Here is a 20,308-nt window from a genome sequence, read left to right as displayed (position 1 = left end):
CGTGTGGTTTTCGTTGTGGTCCGACCCGTCGGCGTCCGAAGCGGACAGCCGACGCGACGGACGCCCGGATCGACCGAAAAGTCTAGCCACGCACCATTTCTAGCACCCGCAGAGAGCGTGACGGCGAACCGCCGCAGCTCATCGACCGGGCGGTCCTTCTCCGGCCGGACCCAGCCGGGGACCCCGGCGTGCGCAACCGGCCACGGCGGCCGCCGCGCCTCACCAGCGGGCGACGGCCCAGGCGAGCGCGTAGCCGGCGCTGTTGAGGGCGCAGTGCAGCGCGACGGGTGGGATGAGACTGCCGGAGCGGCGGCGGAGTTCGCAGAAGAACACGCCGGCGAGGGCGGTGCCGACCACCGCTGCTGCGACGGACAGGGCGACGCCGGTCGTCCCCGTGCCGAAGATCGCCTCGGCAGCCGCGTTCGCGCGCGTGAGTCCCCGCGCGGGCGCCACGTGCCAGAGCCCGAAGAGCACCGAGGACGCGGCGGTGGCCCAGATGTGTCCCCGCCGCCGCTCGACCATGGCCCACACCACTCCCCGGAACGCGATCTCCTCGAGCAGCACGGTGCCGAGCGGTACGCGGACCAGCACACGGAACAACAGCTGTTCCGGGGTGAGTCCCGCAGCGCGTTCGTCCAGGAAGGCCTCCCGGGTGAACGGCACGGCCAGACCCAGCAGATAGACCACGATGACGGCACCGACCAGGACCAGTCCCCAGCGCAGTCCCCGACGGGCACCGCCGGCCCCGAGGCCGAGGTCCGCCCAGCCGAGGCCGTCCCACCGGGCGATCAGCAGGAGAACGGCGGCCGTGGCGACGCAGAGGGGGACGTACCAGTCGGCACCGAGCCGATTGCCCCACACCTGTACGGCAGCAAGAACCGCGATGACGAGAGTGATCCGCATCGTCGTACCAGGATCACCGAAACCAGTGGCGGTCCCCCGCACAACGCGCCGGACGGCGTCAGGCCCCAGTTCCGGAGATGGCACGCTCCCAGCGAGCCACAGCAACCGTCGGTGCTGGTCACGCGTCGCTAAGGGGCGTGAGCACATCCCCGAGGGCTCCGCCTCTCGCACATCTGACCTGTCCGAGACCTGGCGCGGGGCCCGGGCAGACGAGGTCCCGCCCGGCGTGTGGCTCTGCCCGCGCTTTCTGCGAGTGCCCGGCCACTCGTTTGCGAAGGGCGCCCGGTGAAGTGCGGTGGCCAAGACCTGTGAGGGTGCCCACTGCTGCGGCACGGATCAGCGCATCCCCCGTCCCTGGCCTGCCGTACCCGATATGCACCGGCGGCAACTGCCGCCAAGTGAAGCTCGGCATAGCCGCAAAACGGCACAGCCCGCCGACTGGCCTACACTCCCTCCATGATCGTGACTGCTGCCATCACCAAGGACCTGGCGCCGAGTGGTGCGTTGCGGGTCTCCATCAATCTGGGTAATCCGGTACTGGCTCAGGGCACACCGACGGCACCGACCGGCGTCACGGTCGACATCGCGCGTGAGGTCGGCGCGCGGCTGGGCGTGCCGGTGGAACTCCTCTGCTTCGACGCGGCGCGGAAGTCGTACGAGGCGATGACAGCGGGCCGGGCCGACATGTGCTTCCTGGCCATCGAGCCCGCACGTGAGGCTGAAGTTGCCTTCACCGCACCGTATGTCGTGATCGAGGGCGTGTTCGCCGTGCCTCGCGACTCAGCCTTCACCACGCCCGCTGAGGTCGACTGCGCAGGCGTGCGTATCGGCGTGAAGCGTGGGTCCGCCTACGACCTCTTCCTCTCCCGCACCCTTCGGCACGCGAGCATTGTGCGCGGAGAGGAAGGTGTCGACGTGTTCCGCGCTCAGGGCCTGGAGGTCGCGGCCGGCATCAGGCAGCCGATGACCGAGTTCGTCGCGACGCATCCCGAACTGCGGCTGATCGAGGGCCGGTTCATGCAGATCCAGCAGGCGGTGGGCACGACCAGAACCCGACGTCCCGAGACCGTCAAGTTCCTCAGCGACCTCGTCGAGGAACTGAAAGCCGGCGGATTCATTGCCGAGGCGCTTCGTCGCGCGAATCAGTCCGACGCCCTCGTTGCCCCGCCCACGTAGGCACGCCCGCTGAACAGGGTGCCTGATCGGCCCGGCCGGCTCCGTTCAGGGGTCCCGGGCGTGACCCTCACAGGTCCAGGACGAGGCGGGGGCAGGCCGCGCGTGAGACGCAGATGAACATGGTGTCGTCCGCTGCCTGCTCGGCCGGGGTGAGCAGGGAGTCGCGGTGGTCAACGACCCCGTCGAGCACTGCGGTCTCGCAGGTCCCGCAGGTGCCCTCCTGGCAGGAGGACAGCACCTGCACGCCGGCGTCCTCGACAGCTTGGAGGACCGACTTGTCCGGTGGGACGCTCACCGTGATGCCGCTCCGGGCCAGTTCAACCTCGAAGGCCTCGTCCTGACCCTGCGGGCCGAGGTCCTTGGGCGCGAACCGCTCAACGTGCAGTACGCCGGACGGCCAGTCGCGGCAGCGCTGTTCGACGGCCTTCAGCAGGCCTTCGGGGCCGCAGCAGTAGACCAACGTGTCCCGCTCCGGGCCGGCCAGCAGCGCGTCCAGGTCGAGCACGCCGAATTCCTCCTGGGGGCGTACGGAAACCCGCTCTCCGTACGCCGCCTCCAGATGCTCGCGAAAGGCCATGGTCCGGCGGCTGCGGCCCCCGTAGGCCAGCTGCCACTCAGCCCCTTGGCGCTGGGCCTCGGCGACCATGGGCAGGACCGGGGTGATGCCGATGCCACCCGCGATGAACAGGTAACGGGGGGACGGTTCCAGCGCGAAGTGATTGCGCGGTCCACGCACCCGCACCTCGGCCCCCTCGTGCAGGCGCTCGTGGACCCACTGGGAGCCGCCCCGGCTGTCCGGTTCGTACAAGACCGCGACGTGCCACCGGGAGCGGTCAGCCGGGTCCGAGCAGAGCGAGTACTGCCGCACCAGGCCGGGTCCGAGCAGCAGGTCGATGTGTGCGCCGGGGCTCCACTCGGGCAGGGGCGAGCCGTCGGTGTGCGCGAGCGTCAGCAGTGCGACGCCCTCGGCGAGGATCTCCTTGCGCGCCAGGATCAGTTCGAGTTCGACCTCAGCCGCAGTGCGCGGGGGGATCACGGTGGTCACAGTTCTTCCCTCACATTTCTGTGGCCCTCGGGGTGGCCCAGCAGCCAGTCCCACAGCTCCACCGGGTCCTCGAACTCCCGCTCGGCGCCGCAGTGGCAGACAGCCAGCAGCCGGTCGGTGCCCAGCACCCAGTGGATGCGGAAGACGCCTTCGCCGGTCAGCACGGCGGGGTGAGCGCCGCCTGCGCCATGCGGGCGAGAATACGGCGGGCGGCGAGGCCGCCGGTGTCGATGTTGATGCTCAGCTCCTGGTAGCCGGGCTTCTCGGTGTCCAGGGACTTCTGCAGCACGTTGAGGGCCACGACGTCCTGCATCACCACCGTGTGGTTGTTGCTGCGCAGGAATTCGGTCACCTCCTGGTCGTCGAGGGCGAAGTCGCGCGCCACGGCCCAGAAGTCGTACGTCGACTTCTCCGTCGACGGGGTAATGCCGTAGACGACCTCCACGTGGAAGGCATGGGGGTCGCTGCCGTCCGGATTGGGACCGGGAGCGCCGACGGGAGCGATGCGCGAGTGGAGCAAGTAGAGGCAGGGTGCGTGGTACTCGACGTCCTGCCAGCGGGTGATCCGGCCCTCGATGCCCGTGGACTTCGCGTAGAAGGGCGGGCACTCGGCGTCGTCCATGTGGCGGCTGACGTAGACGATGCCGGCCTTGTCGTCGACCTCGGTGGTGATGGGCGTCTCGGCCACCTCCGGTGTGCCGATGTAACCGCCGTGCAGGTACGTCTCGTGGGACAGGTCCATGAGGTTGTCGACGAGCAGCCCGTAGTCGCCGTCGATCGGCTCCATGCCGGACACGACGGTGTACGCGGGCGAGTCCATCCAGGGGGCGCGGGGCGGCACGGTGTCACCGGGTTCGCGGTCGCCTATCCACACCCACACGAAGGAGTCCTGCTCGACCACCGGGTAGGTCTGCAGCCGCGCGGTGCGCGGGACGCGCTGCTGGCCGGGCACGAAGACACAGCCGCCGTCGGGGCCGTAGGTGAAGCCGTGGTAGCCGCACACCACCCGGTCGCCGTCCAGCCGGCTCGGCGCCTGCGACAGCGGGAAGCGGCGGTGCACACAGCGCTCGGACATCGCCACCGCCAGGCCGTCCTCGGTGCGGTACAGGAGGATCGGCTCACCCAGCACGGTGCGTCCGAGCAGTTCGCGCCCGACCTCGCGGCCGTAGGCGGCGACGTACCACTGATCGCGTACGAAAGCGGTCATGATCATCCTTGGGGTCTGTGGGCGGGGGTTCAGTGCGCGGTGCCTGCGGCCGGCGTCCCGATGGCCGGCTCCGTGCCCGGTGCCGTGGCGGGGCGCAGCAGCAGGAGGAGGGCCGCGGTGGCGACGTAGATCACGCTGACGGCCAGGTAGAGGTCCTGCGGGGTCCAGCCGCTGTCGAGGAGGCCGCCCGCGACGGTCGGAGCGAGGATCGCGCCGATGCGGCCGATCGCGAGGGCGCTGCCGAGTCCGGTGGCCCGGATCCCTGCGCCGTACGTCGCCGGGGTGAGGGCGTACAGCCCGGCGACGGAGCCGTTGGCGAACAGGCCGATCACGGCGCCGAGGGCGAAGGCCGCCCCGAGCGAGGAGGTCGAGGCGATGAAGGCCGCCAGCATCACGGCCGTGGTGATCAGGTACGCCATGAGTACGGAGCGGAGCGCGAAGCGGGCGGCGAGCACTCCGAGCACGGCGGCGCCGAAGATGCCGCCGAGGTTGATCAGGGTCCCGCCGGTGAGGCCCTGGGTGCCGGACAGGCCGGCCTCGACCAGCAGGGTCGGCGTCCAGCTGGTCACGAAGTAGAAGCCGGCCATGGCCAGGAAGAACGCGGACCACAGCAGGAGCGTCGAGCGGCGCAGCGCGGGAGAGAGCAGCTCGCGGAATCCGGCCCCGATTCCGGATGGTACGGCGGTGGGCTCGGGCAGGGTCTCCAGCGGCGGTTGCCCCATGCGCCGGGCCAGTACGTTGATCCTCTCCAGGGCGTGCTTGGGCCTGCGGGAGGCCAGGAAGTCCACCGACTCCGGCAGCCAGAAGAAGGCCAGCGGGACGGCGACAGCCGTGGCCAGACCGCCGGTCAGGAAGACCGAGCGCCAGCCGAATTCCCCGATCATGCCGACGGCCAGCAGTCCGCCGACGGTGGCGCCGATCGCGTACCCGGTGGAGTTGAGGCTGACGGCGAGCCCGCGCCAGCGGCGGGAGGCGTACTCGCCGGCGATGACGTTGCTGCCGGCCAGGACGCCGCCGATGCCGACTCCGGTGAGCACACGCAGCGCTCCGAGCTGGACGGGCGACTGGCTGACCGAGGAGAGCAGCATCCCGACGGCGGCCACCGCCAGGCAGCCGAGGATGACCGGGCGGCGGCCGATCCGGTCGGCCCACGGGGCGACGAACATCGCGCCCAGCGCCATGCCGACGAGGCCGGCGCTGAGCAGCAGCCCCAGTTGGGAGGGGCTGAGCGCCCACTCCGACGACACGGCTTTGCCAGTGAAGGCCATGACGAGTACGTCGAATCCGTCCAGCATGTTGAGCAGTACGCACACCGCGATCGCGCCCCACTGGAAGCGGCTCATCGGCCCCTCGTCCAGGGCGGCGCGCAGGGAGCCGGGCCCCTGTCTCGGTGCGGGGGAAGAGGATGGCAGGACCATGGCAGCACTCCGTTGTCGACTGCGTGGTGATCGTCGACGCCTCCGTACACCCGGCAGGTGCGGCCCCGGCGGACCGGGGCCCGGGCGTCGACCGGTGCGGACCATCGTGCGGCCGGCCGGACCGGGTCACCAGGGTCTTTTCCGGATGCCGGGAAACTTATGGGCGGGAGCTGAGGTTCAGGCGGTTCAGTCGGAGGGTGGCACCCGGGTGATGCGCCGGGTGGGTGAATGTCGGTGGGGCGCCACGCTGACACGGAATCAGTGACGGGTGAACGTTGACAGGGGTGCTTCGCGTCGGCTGATGCAGCAGGGATACAACCACGCCCGGAAGTGGCGGGTCCGCAAGCGTGGGTCGTACGTCCCGTTGCTCGTACTGACCTTCTTGGGCGCGCTGATCCTGCTGTTCCTGGCGGTCACGGCCGTGGTCACCCTGGCGGAGGGGGCGGACAGGGAGTTCTGGTCGCCCATCAGGTGGGCTGACAGGCACTGCGGGAAGAGTCAGCTCTCCTGTGGCGTCCTCCAGACGGTCGTCATGCCATTTCTCACCCTCGCCCTCGCCACCGTCGCGTACCTCTTCTTCCGGTTCACCCGTGTGCGCACGGCGTATCTCAAGAAGGCCAGGGAGCAGCCGCACGAGCTCGTGGAGACGGCGGGCGGGATCTTCGGCAAGGTTGTGGGACGTGACCAGCTTTGCGAAATCCTCATGGAGGACCAGCGGGACAGCCGGTTCCGCCGTACGCACGTCGTGGTCGGCGGCGTCGGCACCGGCAAGACGGCGCTGGTCGTACTGCTGACGCAGGAGCTCGCCCGGCGCAACGCCGTCGCTGTGCCGCTGCGGCTTCGGAGTGCCGAGAAAGAACTCGACTTCCGAAAGCTGGCGTTCGAACGGTTCTCCCGTGAGGTGCAGGGGCACATCCGTTCCGACGCCGAGGCGGAGAAGGTGTGGCGGCGGCTGTGCCAGCAAGGACGGATCGTCGTACTCGCGGACGGTCTGGAGGAGGCACTGACCGCTCCGGAGCTGGCGGAGGAGCGCGACACCATCATCCGGCTGGCGATCCGCCGGGCGAACGAGGAGCGGCTGCCGCTCATCATCACCTCACGTCCGCACGACTCGCTGAGGGGGATGGAGGCGTCCCTCACCGACCTGGAACCGCTGAGCGAGGAGGCGGCCCTCACGTACATCTCCTCGGGCAGCGCCTGGGAGGACCGGCAGCGGCTGGACTGGATCGTCGAGAAGGCCGGCATCGCCGAGGCGCCCACCTATCTCCAGATCGCCGCCGAACTCCACGACGAAGGGCTGTTGGAACGCGCCCTCACCGGCCAGTCAGAGGAGGAGGCCGTGGAGACGCGCGGCGGAGACCGGGCGGCGCTGCGGTTCCATTTGCTCGACACCTGGATCAACGCCCTGATCGGCGGGCGCTTCCGCCCCGAACTGCCCATCAACCAGGAGGAGCGGAGGGCGGTCATCCACTACCTGTCGGCGATCGCCTGCGTCGGGCTGGCCACGGACTCCTCCGAGGTGCGCTTCAGCGACGTCATGGACGAGCAGGATCCCTCACGTCCCCGCTTTCCCGAGATCCTGCTGGAGTTGGACAGAAGGGTCGAGGGCAGTCGGCTGGACCTTCGCCTCGCCGCACACTGGGGTATGCGGATGGGGCTGCTGGAGCTCGGCGGGGACCGGGTCCGCTTCCAGCACAGCGTGATCCAGGCTCACCTCGGCGCCCGGTTCATGAACGCCGTGATTCATCCGGACTTCCCGAGGAAGCGACGGGCCGTTGCCATGTTCCCCGCAGCGCTCCAGAAGCCGGGCCGGGAACTGCTGATCGCCATGGTGCTCTACTCCCGTACGCCCGAAGGCTCGTGCCTCCACGAGGAGGCGCACGGCGACGGGGAGCCGTGGTGCCCGGTGTCCGCGGCCCGCGACCTCCTGCTGAACGCGGCGAGCCAGGCACAGACGGACCGGGACCACCGGGCGCTCTCCCCCGGCTTGCACGCTCCGGAAGGCCTCGTCTCGGACGCCGCCCAGCGGCTCCTCGGCCGCACGCTGCACGCCAAGGCGCTGGAGCTGTACGCGGCGGCCTTGGAGATCGACAGCGTCGATGCCGCACCGCAGCAGCACCTGATCGCCATGCGGCTGGCCACTGCCTGGCCGGACCTGAGCGCACGCGATCCGCACACCCTGCGCGTCGCCAAGGCACTGGTGGTGTCCCGCTTCGGCGAGGCGATGCGCGGCGTCGCCCGCAGGCGCACGCTGCAACCCGCCTATCTGGTGCTGTTCGAGATCGCGCGCCTGGAGCCGTCGTACCCCATCCGGGTCGCCATCGCGCAGGAGATCGGGGCGGGCGGCGACAGCGCCTTCGCGGTGCTCCAGGCCAGGCTGCGCGGGCCGCAGGGTGCCCAGGAACCGCGAATGGAGCGCGATCCGGACTGGATGGAGGAGCTGTGGGTGGGCCAGCAGCCGGAGGCCGTCGCGGAAGAGGAGCACAGGAGACACCGCCGGGCCGAAGGTGACATCGCCCGCACAAAACGGGAGTCGAAAGAGCGCGAGGAGCGACGGCGGGAGGAACGCAAACGGGAGGAGAAGGAGCGCGAGGACGAGGAGCAGAGATGGCGGGACGACACCATGTGCGCGTGGCTCGTCCCCCTGCTCGTGGGATCCGTCACCACGCATCGCCACCAGAACACGCCGTACGAGTTCCTTGAGGGCTGGGTGCGGCGGGTCGGCGCTCCGGACGGGGCCGGCGCGCCCGCTCTCGACCTCACCGTGGAGGTGGCTCTGGCTCAAGGTTTCAAGTACGCGGCGAACCGCCGCCACCGCCATCCGCATGCCCGGCCCGAGGCCCGTGAGTACCTCAGCGGGCAGGCCTGGGACATGCTCAAGCGCACCCGGTTCTGGTTCACCCGGCTCACGCTGCTGCACGCGCTGACCCTCTGGGCGCTGCCCGACGGGGTCACGGTGACACAGCCCGCGCAGGGACACGGCTCCGATCCCGCCGAACAGGTCCGGCAGTGGCTCGCTCTCCCGGACGGCGAGCCGCAGCACCCCTTCGTCGAGGCGGCCGCCGAGTTGTGTGTATGGGCCATGGAGACCCGGCAGCCGGAGCGGTTCCTCTGGATCGACGAGTCAGGAGTCGCCGCCCACGTCGGCTCCCAGACGGCCCCACGGGGCGAAGCGCGCAAGCACCAGCTGTGGATTCCGCCCTCCACCGGCTGGAGTTCCCTGCACCCGCGCGCCCAGCAGCTCCTCGCCGATGTCCTCCTGCTGCTCAACCTCGCCGAGCGGGGCGACTGGCCCAAAGACCGGCTACGGCGCCTGCAGCACACGAGCCGGCCGGACTTGCCGCCGTGCCTCACCCGGGACCGCGCACCGCTCGACCCCGGTCGTACGGTCGTACGTACAGCCGCGTCGCAGGCGGGCTCCAACTGCCGGGACGACTGCGCCTACGAACTGTGCCCGTACCCGCCCAAGGGCATGGACAGCCACCGGGTCGAGCTGAGCGAGGCCTTCTGCCGCGCGCAGTCCACGCAACTGTCGCGGTCGCTCTTCCGTCGCCAGGCCCGCTGGCAGCGGCGCACAGACGTCACCGAGCTGAGGCGATTCTGGGAGCGCATGGGGGAACGGGCACAGAACAACGCCCGGCCCAGATGACCGCACCGGTATCCGTACAGCTGCTTCCTGGGTTCTCTCCCGTGAGGCACCGGCCCTTTGGCGGTGTGCGGGCGCGCGTCGTCAGGAGATGAGGAACCGGCCATCTTGTCACTTCGGGGCTTCTCGAAGAAAACGTCGTGGGAGAGGGCCTGACCCACTGACAGCGAGCACAACGGAGGTGTTAGTTCGGCCAGTTGGAGAGCTGAGCAAGCCGTCACCAATGTCATCATGAGCCGCCGGCCCTCACCGTGGGCCCTTGCGGCCCCGACAGACAGGATCACGCATGCTCGGACGACTGTGCACCTTCGTCGCAGCCCTGGTGGACACCGCGACCATGGGGGTGGGGACGGCTCAGGCCCAGGACCGGGCGGACGAGCCGACGAAGCGCGTCTACAACTCCATGCAGTTCGCCCACCCCTCCTCCCCCGACGCCTTCTGCACGATCGGTGCGGTGGGTACGGACGACTATGGGCGCAAGATAGCCGTCTCGGCGGGCCACTGTGCCGGTGGCGCGGACTATGTGGACCGCGAGATCCACGAGAACACCTTGCCCGTCTATGACCGCCAGGACTTCGCGTTCGGCCCGATCGGGTACATGCGGTACTTCAAGAGCGCCGAGGGTTCGATGACGGGGCACGAAACCAAGGACTACATGATCATCGAGCTGGTCCCTGAGGTGACGCTCTCCTCACAGGGGCCGTATCTGAAGCAGAACGGCATGGTGAAAGTCCCCGGTGGCACTGTCAGCCCGAACGCCCCGAAGCCCGCGCTCGACAATGAGCGCCTGCTCGGTGCCGGGCTCTTCAACAACAATGAGCTTGTCGTGTCCGGCCAGTTGGGTGTGTGGTACGGGCGCATCACGAACAACTCGCGCGGCGTCTACCAGTCCCACGCCCCGCACAAGGCGGGCGACTCGGGCGGCCCAGCCATCTGGCACGTGCCGGGCAGCGAGTATCCTTCCGAGGCCAACGGGGGCCAGGCCGAGGGCCCTTGGGCCGGTATAACCAAGGCGCGCATCCTTGGTGTGCCGCCCTACGTCTACACCAGCTCGGCGAACATCCTCGCCGACCTCCGTGCCCGGGACGCCGCCGACTCCGCCAACATCTATGGCGGGGGCTTCGAGGTCACCACCAACCCGTAGCGGGGGCCCAGCGACGTCTCTGTCTCCGCCGTGGTCGGCGGAGACACAGACGTGTGCCGGGCCGGGGTGTGTGCCTGAGTGGCTACGGCTGGGAGACGGTGTGGGCCGTTACGTCGGACACCTTCCAGCGCTGGTTGGAGCCGGAGTTCGGCGTCCACAGCGTGACCGCCGCTCCGTCGTGCGTGGCCTGGCCGCCGACCTCGAGCAGTCTTCCGGTGGCGGCGTTGACGAGGGTCCAGGTGCCGTCGCCGGTCGTCGACATGATCCACTGGGTGGCCTTGTCGCGGGGGCCGCTGTCAGGCTCCAGCACCGGGGCTCCGTCGCGGGCGGCCAGGCGCTTTCCTTCCGCCGGGTTGGTGAACACGTACCGCTTCTGGTTGCCGGTGTCACCGCTGATCTGCCGCACCTGCCACTGCTGGCCGGTGGTGGCCGCTCCCGTGCTCGCGGTCTTGATGACGAGGCTCGTGCCGTTGTCGGCGGTGGTGAGTGCCTTGCCGCTCTGGACGCCGGTCAGTTGGTACGTGTGGTCCTTCCGCAGCAGAGCGGCGTCGTTCGCGACCCCGGAGACGCCCTTGACGACGAAGGAGGTCACGGACTGGGCGGGCACGGTGAAGGTGGCCTTCCGGTCGCTGACCGCGACGGCCCGGTGCCGTTCGAGCTTGCCTTCGGCGCTGGTCACGACGGGCGTGACCGTGGCGTTGCGGGTGATGTGGCCGAACTTCGACAGATCCACCGTGACCGTACGGATCTCGGTGGTGCTGTTGACGTGGACGACCGTCGCCGCATCGCCCTTCTTGGAGACCGCGGCGGCACTGGAGGTGTCGTCGACGTTGATCAGCCGGTCACCGGGCTTGATGTAGTGGGTGAAGTTGCGCGCCGTGTCGAACTTCGTGTTGGTACGGATGGGACAGGTGGCGAGAGTGTCCTTCGCGGTGCAGCTGAACGGGAGCTGGATGCTCCCCCAGTTGCCGCCCTTGGCCGACTCCCCGCCGGGCTTCATGTTGTCGTAGTCCTCGACGGGCTGCCAGAACACCCAGGCCTTGGGCTCGAGTTCACGCAGGTCGTCGACCATGCGCTGGGCCAGACCGAGGCCCGGCCTCATGTCCGTGAAGCTCTGCCCGTCGCCCCAGTCGCCCTCGACCTCGCTCATCCACAGCGGCTTGTCAACCGCCTTGGCCAGGTCACGCACGGAGGTGCGGCCGGCGGTGCCATAGGTGTGGACGTTCATCTGGTCGACGAGGTCGCGCACTTCCTGGGGGTAGCTGTTCCAGTTCTGCGCGAAGATGTTGGGGTTGGTCTCGTCCATCGCGGAGATCTTCGCGTCGGTACGGGACTTCTCCAGCGCCGGGGCCAGCGCGGTGAGCACCTTCTGCTGAAGTCCGGGGCCTATATGGGCCCCTTCCTGGCGGCCGCCGACCGGTTGGCCGTCGGCTCCCAGGCGGGTCCCCCAGTAGTCGGTGTTGGGTTCGTTGAACGGGTCGAGCGTGTCGACCTTGATGCCGTGAGCCTTCTCCAGCCGCTCGGTCGCGCCCGCGAGGTAGGCGGCGAAGTCGTCGACGGACTCGGTCTTGAGCTGGTCGGTGGAGGAGTTGAAACCGCCGGAGACGTAACCGCTGTCGGTCATGAACCACGGCGGTGAGTTGCTGAACGTCTCCCAGTGGTCGATGTCGTTCTTGATCCGGTCCACCCACCAGCGCTGAGTGGCGTCGGCCTTCGGATTCCAGTCGGCCGGGTCCTCGGCGCTCCACCAGTCGGTGTCTTCGCGGGTGGTGCCCGCCGGGGCCTTCCACCAGCCTTCGACCGCTCCCCCGGCCCGGAGGTAGTCCTTGACGTCGGGGGCGTTACCGCCGCCGATGTTGTAGCGGGCGATGTTCAGGGCGAGGCCGTCGTCGCCGAAGAGGAGGTCGGCCAGCTTCCGGCGTATCTCCTCGGGGTAGTCGCCGGTGGCGTTGGCGAACCAGACCAGGCTGGTGCCCCAGCCCTGGAATCTCTCGTGCGCGTAGGAGGGATCGGGCCGGACGGTCACGGAAGGGACCGCTGCCGCGCTCTGGGCCTGCGCGTCCTGCTGCGGGACAGTGACCAGTGAGGCCCCGGTGGCCAGGGCGGTGATGCCGATGACCCCTAGGAGTCGTCGCTTGCGGGTACGGCGTGCCATCGTGTGTGCTCCCAACTCGTGGTGGGGTGGGTGTCAGAGGGCGGGCTGTCGCAGTACGGCGACCTCCCTGGGCGCCAGAAGCAGGGCGCCGTCGGCGTCCGCCCGGCCGACCAGGATTTCCCCGGTGAGGCCGGGCAGCGGCACCGGCTCGTCGGTCCGGTTGACCAGGAACAGGTACCGGCTGTCGGCGCTGCGGCGTACAACCTGCTCGACGTGTCCACGTGCGGGGCCCGGCAGCTCGCTCTCCACGCCGGCGGTGGCCAGAAGCTTCGGCAGCAGGCCGGCGAGGCCGTCCGTTCCCAGCCGGGTGGAGACGTACGAGGCCGAACCCCGGCCCGCGGCGCGCCGGGTGATGGCGGGGCGGCCGGCGTACGCACCGGTGCCGTAGTGGGCGAGTACCTCCACCTCCGGGTCGGTGACGGTGATCCGGTCGGTCCACAGCGTGCCCGTGCTCGCGTCGTCCAGCTCGACGGTGTCCTCGGCGAGCAGCGGACCGAACTCCTCGATGCGGATGCCCAGCAGGTCGCGCAGAGCGCCCGGATAGCCGCCGAGCCAGATGTGGTCGTTCTCGTCGACGACACCGGAGAAGTACGTGGTGATCAGGTGGCCGCCGTTCTCGACGTACCGCGTGAGTTCCTTGGCCAGTGGGGCGGGGATCACGTGCAGCACAGGTGTGATCAGCACGTGGTACCGGTCGAGGTCGGCCTTGGTGGTGATGACATCGGCCCGTACGCCGAGGGTGAGGAGAGCCGAGTACCAGTCGAGGGCCTCCTGGTGATAGTCGAGCCGGGAGGTGGGGTGGGAGTCCTGCTCGCTCGCCCACCACGACTCCCAGTCGAATACGATCCCCACCCGCGCCGGCTCCCGCTCACTCCCCGCGACCGGTGCCAGCGCCTGAAGGGTGCGCCCGAGGCCGGTCACCGCCCGGAAGAGGTCGCTGTCGGCTCCGGCGTGCGGCACCATCGCCGAGTGGTACTTCTCGGCGCCGGCCGCCGACTGGCGCCACTGGAAGAAGCACACGGCGTCGGCGCCGTGCGCGACGTGCAGCAGGGAGTCGCGGACGAGGTCGCCCTGGTCCTTGGGCAGGTTGACGGGCTGCCAGTTGACGGCGCTGGTGGAGTGTTCCATGAGGAACCACGGGCGACCGCCGGCGATCGCGCTGGTGAGGTTGGCCGAGAAGGACAGTTCGTCCCGGGCCTGCGGGCCGGGGTGGACGTAGTGGTCGTTGGACACGAAGTCGATCTCGCCCGCCCAGTCGGCGTAGTTCATGCCCTTGGTGCCGCCCATCACCATGAAGTTCGTGGTGATGGGCACGGTCGGCGTGATCTCTCGCAGTACGTCCCGTTCCGCGCGCAGGTACGCCTTGAGCGCGTCGGAGGAGAAGCGCTTGAAGTCCAGTTGCTGTGTGGGGTTCGGGTGGGACGCGGCCAGCCGGGGCGGCAGGATCTGGTCCCAGTCGCTGTAGCGCTGCGACCAGAATGCCGTACCCCAGGCGTGGTTGAGGGTGTTGATGGTGGTGTAGCGGGCGCGCAGCCAGGCCCGGAAGGCGACGGCGGCATCGTCGGAATAGTCGTAGATGTTGTGGCAGCCCAGCTCATTGGAGACGTGCCAGGCGACCAGGGCGGGGTGGCCGGCGTACCGCTCGGCCATCTGCCGCACCAGGCGCAGCGCGTGCGTGCGGAAGACCGGCGACGTGGGGCGCCAGTGCTGCCGCGCGCCCGGCCACAGCGTCTCGCCGGAGGCGGTCACCGGGAGGATCTCCGGGTGCGCCGTGGTGAGCCAGGGTGGCGGGGACGCGGTGGCGGTGGCCAGGTCGACGCCGATGTCGCCCGCGTGCAGGACGTCCATGACGTCGTCGAGCCATGCGAAGTCCCACACGTCCTCGGCCGGCTGGATGCGTGCCCAGGAGAAGATCCCCAGGGAGACGATGTTGACGCCGGCCTCGCGCATCAGCCGGACGTCTTCCTCCCACACCTCGCGCGGCCACTGCTCGGGGTTGTAGTCCGCGCCGTACGCGAGGCGTGGGGCTGAGTCACCGTCCGGCCCGTTCGGCTGGGACAGAAGGGTGGAGATCATGGCGGTCCCTTTACTTCTCAACGGTGAAGCCTTGCTCGTTGCCGTACTTGACGGAGGCGTCCTGCCAGGACTTGAGGCCCTGGGAGAGCGTGGTGCTGGAGACGTAGGCCTTGCCGACGGTGTTGTTGAAGATCGAGTTCGCATAGACCTGGTACGGCAGGTAGGACCAGTCGTCGGCGACGTTCGCGGCCGACTCGGCGAAGATCTTGTTGGCCTTCTGCCCGCCGAAGTAGGGGAACTCGGTGTTCTGGAACGCGTCCGACTGGAGGTCCGCGGTAGTCGCCGGGAAGGCGCCGCCCTTGATACGGGCCTGCACACCCTCGCCGGCGTTCGCGAACTCGGTGAAGGCGTAGGCGAGTTCCTTGTTCTTGCCGAGCGCGGGCAGGGCCAGGGCGCTGCCGCCGTTCTCCGCGCTCGCCCTGTCGCCCGCGGTCCACTGCGGCAGCGGCGCGGCGCGCCAGTCACCGGAGGCGTTCTTCACGCCGGTGGTGAAGTTGGCGGGCATCCAGGCGCCGGTGGTGAGGGTCGCGATGGAGCCGTCGCCCAGGCCCTTGTACCAGGCGTCGGTCCAGCCGGTGACGGGCGCGAGCAGCTTCTCGTCGAGTAGCTTCTGCCAGGTCTCGGTGTACTTCTTGGCACCGGCATCGGAGAAGTCGATCTTCACCTTGGTGCCGTCGACCGTGTAGGGGCGTGAACCGGCCTGCCACAGCATGCTGGTGGCCATGCCCGCGTCGCCCGTGTCGTTGGCGATGTAGACCTTGGGGTCGGCCTTGTGCAGGTCGCGGGCGGCGTCGACGTACTCGGTCCAGGTGGTCGGCACCTTGACCTTGTGCTGGTCGAAGACCTTCTTGTTGTAGAACATGGCCATGGGTCCGGAGTCCATCGGCAGGGCGTGGACGGCCTTGTCGGACGTGACGGCGTTCCACGGGCCGGGCGAGTACTTGGTGGCCAGCTTGTCGGCGCCGTAGGGGGCCAGGTCGTCGAGGCCCTTCGTCAGTGCGTACTGACCCAGTGCGTAGTACTCGATCTGCGCGACGTCGGGGACACCCTTCTTCGCCGAGATGGCGTTCGACAGGGCGGTGTACGCGTCGTTGTTGGTGCCCACGTTGGCGACCTTGACGTCGACGGCCGGATACTTCTCCTCGAAGTCGGCGACGACCTGCTTCAGCGTGGGTTCCCAGGCCCAGACCGTGAGCGTGCCGCCCTTCTTCAGGGCCGCCTGTATGTCCTCGGCGGAGACCTGCTTCTGGCTTGATCCGCCCTCCTCGGAGCCGCCGCAGGCGGTCGCCCCCAGGCCGAGGGCGCAGACGATGCCGATGCCGCGCAGCAGGCGGCGGGTGTTCATGGGCATGGTGGCGCTTCCACTTCTTCGTGGCGGAATTTCGGACTATTCCTTGACGCTTCCGGCGGCGAGGCCGGACTGCCAGTACTTCTGGAGCAGCAGGAACGCTGCGATCAGCGGCAGGATGGTGATCAGCGAGCCGGTGATCACCAGGTTGAAGACGGGTTCGCCGCCGGCCGTCGCGGCCTGGGCGTTCCAGCTGTTCAGGCCCAGGGTCAGCGGATACCAGTCCGGGTCCTTGAGCATGATCAGCGGCAGGAAGTAGTTGTTCCAGGTGGCGACCATCGTGAACAGCAGTACGGTCACCATCCCGGGCGCCAGCAGGGGCAGGCCGACCTGGAAGAAGGTGCGCACCTCGCCCGCGCCGTCGATGCGGGCGGCCTCCATCAGTTCGGTGGGGATGGCCTCGGTGGCGAAGACCCACATCAGGTACAGGCCGAAGGGCGAGATGAGCGAGGGGATGATGACCGCCCACGGGGTGTCGGTCAGCCCCATGTTGCTGAACATCAGGAAGGTGGGCACGGCCAGCGCGGTGCCCGGCACGGCGACGGCGCCGATGACGACGGCGAACACGGCGCGTTTGCCGGGGAAGGCGAACTTCGCCAGCGCGTAGCCGCCCAGCACCGCCAGGAAGGTGGCACCGCCCGCGCCGAGACCGACGTACATCAGGGTGTTGAGGAGCCAGCGGGTGAAGACGCCGTCGTTGTACGTGAACGTCGTGCTGATGTTGTCCCAGAGGGCGAAGTCGCCCTCGAACCAGAGCCCGAACGAACCGGCCAGTCCCTCCTGCGTCTTGGTGGTGCTGATGACCAGCCACAGCAGCGGCACGAGGGCGTAGAGCATGACCAGGCCGGTGAGCACGGTCAGCAGCACGCTGCGCCGGGGGCGCCCGGGAGAGTGCCGTTTGCGCGGTGCGCGCAGACGGGGCGCGGAGCCGGGTGTGCCGGCCGTCGTGGGAGTGGGCAGGGAAGCGGTGGTGGCGGGGCTGCTCATCGTTCACGCTCCCTTGCGCATGCCGCGCAGCTGGACGACATAGGCGATCACCATCGTGATCAGACCCATGACGATGGCGACCGTCGCGGAGTAGTTGTGCTGCTGGCCGTCGAAGGACAGCGAGTACGTGTAGAAGTTCGGGGTGTAGTCGGTCGTGATGGCGTTGGGCGCCAGGTCGCGGAGGATGACCGGCTCGTTGAACAGCTGGAAGCTGCCGATGATGGAGAAGATCGTCGCGATGACCAGGGCGCCGCGGATCGCGGGGAGCTTGATGGCCGTGACGACGCGGAACTGTCCGGCGCCGTCGATCTCCGCCGCCTCGTACAGCGAGTGCGGGATGACCCGCAGCGCGGAGTAGAAGATCAGCATGTTGTAGCCGACGAACTCCCACGTCACGATGTTGCCGATGGACGCAAGGACCAGGCCGGTGGAGAGCGGGTCGGGCAGGGAGACACCGAGTGCGTCGTTGATGTCGCCCACCAGGCCGAACTGGGTGCCGTACATGAAGCCCCACATCAGTGTGGCGACCACGGCGGGTACGGCGTACGGCAGGAAGATCGAGATCCGGAAGAAGTCCTTGCCGTACAGCCGTCCGCTGTCCAGGGCGAGGGCCACGAACAGCGCGATGAGCAGCATGATCGGGACCTGCACCGCCAGGAACGCCGAGACCCGGCCCAGCGAGGCCCAGAACTGGTCGTCGCCGAGGGCCTGTTGGTAGTTGTCCAGGCCGACGAAGGTGGTGCCGCCGATCAACTGGTCACGGAAGAGGCTGAGATAGAGGGAGTAGCCGATCGGGGCCAGGAAGACCAGGGCGAAGACCGCCGCGAAGGGGCCGATGAATCCCCATCCCGTCCAGGAGCGGCGGCTCCGTTTCGCCGGCGACGGGGCCGGGGGGCGGGCCGGGCGCCGTTTCGCGACCACCGGCTGTTGCAGCGTCGTCATGTCGTTCCTCGCTCGTCCATCTCGGAACCCCGGCGTTGTGTGGCACCGCCAATGTTTACGTAAACATCTCGCCCCGCAAGGAACCCCGGCCCTGTTATGTTTGCGTAAACATCTGATGGCGGCATGTCTACACTGCCCTGAAGACGGTGGTCAAGGGTCGGTTCGCAAACCGCGACGCAGGCAGCGAGGGATACGGGTGGAGACAGCGGACAGCGCCTCGGCGAGCGGGCCACAGGTGCGGGCACGGACCAGGAAGCGGGCCGCGGGGCGCACGCAGAGCGCGTCCATGGCGGACGTCGCCCGCGTGGCCGGGGTCTCCTCGCAGACCGTCTCCCGGGTGTCCAACGGGTACGCGGGCGTGACGGAAGAGACCCGGCGTCAGGTGCTGGCAGCCATGAAGGAGTTGGGCTACCGGCCCAACAGCGCCGCCCGGGCACTCAAGCGCGGCGAGTTCCGCACCATCGGCGTCATCACCTTCGGCCTGTCCAGCACGGGCAACGTACGCACCCTGGAGGCGATCGCCGTCTCCGCGGCGAGCGAGGGCTACGCGGTCACGCTCCTGCCCGTCGCCGTCCCCACGCAGGACGAGGTGCGGGGCGCGTTCTCCCGGCTCGGGGAACTGGCCGTGGACGCCGTCATCGTCATTCTGGAGGTGCACCTGCTCGACGCGGTGACCCTCTCCCTGCCGCCGAACGTCCAAGTCGTCGTGGCCGACTCCGACGCCGGCGACCGGTACACCGTGGTGGACACCGACCAGGCGGGCGGAACCCGCACCGCCGTGCGCCATCTGCTCGACCTCGGTCACCGCACGGTCTGGCACCTCGCGGGTCCCGAGGAGTCCTACGCGGCCCAGCGCCGCACCGACGCCTGGCGCGCCGAACTGACCGGGGCGGGCCGCACCCCCCCGCCTCCGGTACGGGGCGACTGGTCGGCGGAGTCCGGCTACCGGGCCGGCCTGGAACTCGCTGCAGAGGCGGACTGCACGGCGGTGTTCGCCGCCAACGACCAGATGGCGCTGGGTCTTCTGCGGGCCCTGCACGAGCGCGGCCGGAAAGTGCCGGAAGACGTCAGCGTCGTCGGTTTCGACGACATTCCCGAGGCCGGCTCTTTCCTGCCTCCCCTGACCACCGTTCACCAGGACTTCGCGGAAGTGGGAAGGCTGTGCGTCGAGGGCGCCCTGCGGCAGATGCGTCACGATGCGACAGAAAAAGGCACCACGCTCGTCCCCACGCGCCTTGTGGTGCGCGCGAGTACGGCCCCGCCGCCTTGACCCGCGGGCCGTGAGCCGACCCCTCAGCCGCGCTTACGGGCGGTGAACAACAGGTACTCCCAGTCCATGACGACACTGTCCGCCCCGCCGCCGTGGCGCTGCGCGAGTGCGTCGAGATCGCGGTCGAGCGCGGCGACCCGGTCGGGATCCTCCGCGATGTTCCGGTACGTGGCGATGGTCGGCCCGTAGTTGGTCTTGAAGTACTCCCGGAAGTCCTCCGGCTTCCTGAAGCGGTCGACCCGCACGGTCTGCCGACGCGCTTCGACGTCCGTGACCCGGTCGCCGAGGAGGCCGCGGACGTGATCCTCCTGGCCCCACAGCGGCGGGGGCTGCGCTCCGGGCGGCGGCGTGGGAGCGTACGGCTTCATGGTGGCGAACAGCTGGCCGATGAAGCCTTCCGGGGTCCAGTTGATCATGCCGATGGTGCCACCCGGACGGCAGACACGGACCAGTTCCCCGGCGGCGGCCCGGTGATGCGGGGCGAACATGATCCCCACGCACGACATGACCGTGTCGAACTCGTCGTCGGCGAAGGGCAGCGCCTCCGCGTCGGCTTCCCGCCACTCCAGCTCCGCGCCGTGCTCGGCCGCGAGCTCGCGCCCGGCCTCCAGCAGCTCGGGCGTGAGGTCGGACGCCACGACGCTCGCACCGGCCAGGGCGGCGGGGATCGCGGCGTTGCCCGACCCGGCCGCGATGTCCAGGACGCGCTGGCCGCTCCGTACGCCACAAGCCTGGACCAGGGCCGGCCCGAGGTCCGGGATCAGCTGTGTGGCCACGGCCGGATAGTCGCCCAGCGCCCACATCTTGCGGTGCTTGGTTTTGATCGCGCGGTCGGCCTCGACAGTGTCGTTCGTTTCGGTCATGTCACCCAAGGTAGGAGGACGGAGGGCTACGGCCCTGGTAAGAGACCTGTACCAGGGGCACCTCGACCGGGATGGAGTAGCCGGACGCAGGGACCGCGACACGCGGACGGTGGGCACGGCGGGCCGAA

Annotated in this window: 15 protein-coding genes; 4 read left to right on the top strand and 11 right to left on the bottom strand. The window is 69.2% G+C overall.

Translation table 11 applies throughout. The features are described from left to right. Positions 1-219: 219 nt before the first annotated feature. Positions 220-903, bottom strand: coding sequence for a CPBP family intramembrane glutamic endopeptidase (locus tag ABZX79_RS07035; protein ID WP_355252828.1), 684 nt, complete (start codon positions 901-903; stop codon positions 220-222). Between the two features lie 456 nt (positions 904-1,359). On the opposite strand from ABZX79_RS07035, the gene ABZX79_RS07030 reads away from it, so the two are divergent. Beyond that, positions 1,360-2,079 (top strand): transporter substrate-binding domain-containing protein, encoded by a 720-nt coding sequence (locus ABZX79_RS07030; protein ID WP_355252825.1) that lies wholly within the window; start codon positions 1,360-1,362, stop codon positions 2,077-2,079. Between the two features lie 67 nt (positions 2,080-2,146). Here the strand turns inward: ABZX79_RS07030 and ABZX79_RS07025 are convergent, their stop codons facing one another. Genes ABZX79_RS07025 through ABZX79_RS07010 form a run of 4 tightly spaced genes read right to left on the bottom strand, consistent with a single transcriptional unit; the run spans position 2,147 to position 5,749 of the window. Further along, positions 2,147-3,124 carry a PDR/VanB family oxidoreductase gene (locus tag ABZX79_RS07025; RefSeq protein ID WP_355252822.1) on the bottom strand — a complete coding sequence of 326 codons (978 nt, stop codon included), beginning with the start codon at positions 3,122-3,124 and terminating at the stop codon, positions 2,147-2,149. Further along, positions 3,121-3,288 (bottom strand): hypothetical protein, encoded by a 168-nt coding sequence (locus ABZX79_RS07020; protein WP_355252819.1) that lies wholly within the window; start codon positions 3,286-3,288, stop codon positions 3,121-3,123. The genes ABZX79_RS07025 and ABZX79_RS07020 overlap by 4 nt, the downstream gene beginning before the upstream one ends. Then, positions 3,282-4,331, bottom strand: coding sequence for an aromatic ring-hydroxylating dioxygenase subunit alpha (locus ABZX79_RS07015; RefSeq protein WP_355252817.1), 1,050 nt, complete (start codon positions 4,329-4,331; stop codon positions 3,282-3,284). Before ABZX79_RS07015 ends, ABZX79_RS07020 begins: the two co-directional genes overlap by 7 nt. A gap of 29 nt (positions 4,332-4,360) precedes the next feature. After that, on the bottom strand, positions 4,361-5,749 hold the full coding sequence (locus tag ABZX79_RS07010) for an MFS transporter (protein ID WP_355252814.1): 1,389 nt from the start codon (positions 5,747-5,749) through the stop codon (positions 4,361-4,363). Positions 5,750-6,050: 301 nt separating this feature from the next. On the opposite strand from ABZX79_RS07010, the gene ABZX79_RS07005 reads away from it, so the two are divergent. Together ABZX79_RS07005 and ABZX79_RS07000 are read left to right on the top strand one after the other, a co-directional pair. Next, positions 6,051-9,398 carry an NACHT domain-containing protein gene (locus ABZX79_RS07005; protein ID WP_355252811.1) on the top strand — a complete coding sequence of 1,116 codons (3,348 nt, stop codon included), beginning with the start codon at positions 6,051-6,053 and terminating at the stop codon, positions 9,396-9,398. Positions 9,399-9,681: 283 nt separating this feature from the next. Continuing rightward, on the top strand, positions 9,682-10,539 hold the full coding sequence (locus ABZX79_RS07000) for a hypothetical protein (RefSeq protein ID WP_355252808.1): 858 nt from the start codon (positions 9,682-9,684) through the stop codon (positions 10,537-10,539). An 82-nt stretch (positions 10,540-10,621) separates the two neighbouring features. On the opposite strand, the gene ABZX79_RS06995 is transcribed toward ABZX79_RS07000, so the two are convergent. The 5 genes from ABZX79_RS06995 to ABZX79_RS06975 are packed head-to-tail and all read right to left on the bottom strand — an operon-like array spanning position 10,622 to position 18,047. Continuing rightward, complete coding sequence (locus ABZX79_RS06995; RefSeq protein WP_355252805.1) at positions 10,622-12,694, bottom strand: glycoside hydrolase; 2,073 nt, start codon at positions 12,692-12,694, stop codon at positions 10,622-10,624. A gap of 33 nt (positions 12,695-12,727) precedes the next feature. Beyond that, complete coding sequence (locus ABZX79_RS06990) at positions 12,728-14,770, bottom strand: beta-galactosidase (RefSeq protein ID WP_355252802.1); 2,043 nt, start codon at positions 14,768-14,770, stop codon at positions 12,728-12,730. 10 nt (positions 14,771-14,780) lie between these two features. Further along, a complete protein-coding gene (locus ABZX79_RS06985) occupies positions 14,781-16,121 on the bottom strand; it encodes a sugar ABC transporter substrate-binding protein (protein ID WP_355252799.1) in 1,341 nt (446 codons plus the stop codon). Positions 16,122-16,157: 36 nt separating this feature from the next. Continuing rightward, complete coding sequence (locus ABZX79_RS06980; protein ID WP_355252796.1) at positions 16,158-17,105, bottom strand: carbohydrate ABC transporter permease; 948 nt, start codon at positions 17,103-17,105, stop codon at positions 16,158-16,160. A 3-nt stretch (positions 17,106-17,108) separates the two neighbouring features. Beyond that, a complete protein-coding gene (locus ABZX79_RS06975; protein WP_355252793.1) occupies positions 17,109-18,047 on the bottom strand; it encodes a sugar ABC transporter permease in 939 nt (312 codons plus the stop codon). Positions 18,048-18,333: 286 nt separating this feature from the next. On the opposite strand from ABZX79_RS06975, the gene ABZX79_RS06970 reads away from it, so the two are divergent. After that, the gene (locus ABZX79_RS06970; protein WP_355252790.1) at positions 18,334-19,317 is read left to right on the top strand and encodes a LacI family DNA-binding transcriptional regulator; all 984 of its coding nucleotides are present in this window, start codon (positions 18,334-18,336) and stop codon (positions 19,315-19,317) included. A 23-nt stretch (positions 19,318-19,340) separates the two neighbouring features. Here ABZX79_RS06970 and ABZX79_RS06965 read toward each other — a convergent pair whose 3' ends face one another. Next, on the bottom strand, positions 19,341-20,180 hold the full coding sequence (locus ABZX79_RS06965; protein ID WP_355252788.1) for a class I SAM-dependent methyltransferase: 840 nt from the start codon (positions 20,178-20,180) through the stop codon (positions 19,341-19,343). Between the last annotated feature and the right edge of the window lie 128 nt (positions 20,181-20,308).

Origin of the sequence: Streptomyces sp. NPDC002994 (assembly GCF_040611155.1) — a bacterium.
GTDB lineage: Bacteria > Actinomycetota > Actinomycetes > Streptomycetales > Streptomycetaceae > Streptomyces.
This window is presented reverse-complemented; position numbering and strand designations above follow the sequence as displayed.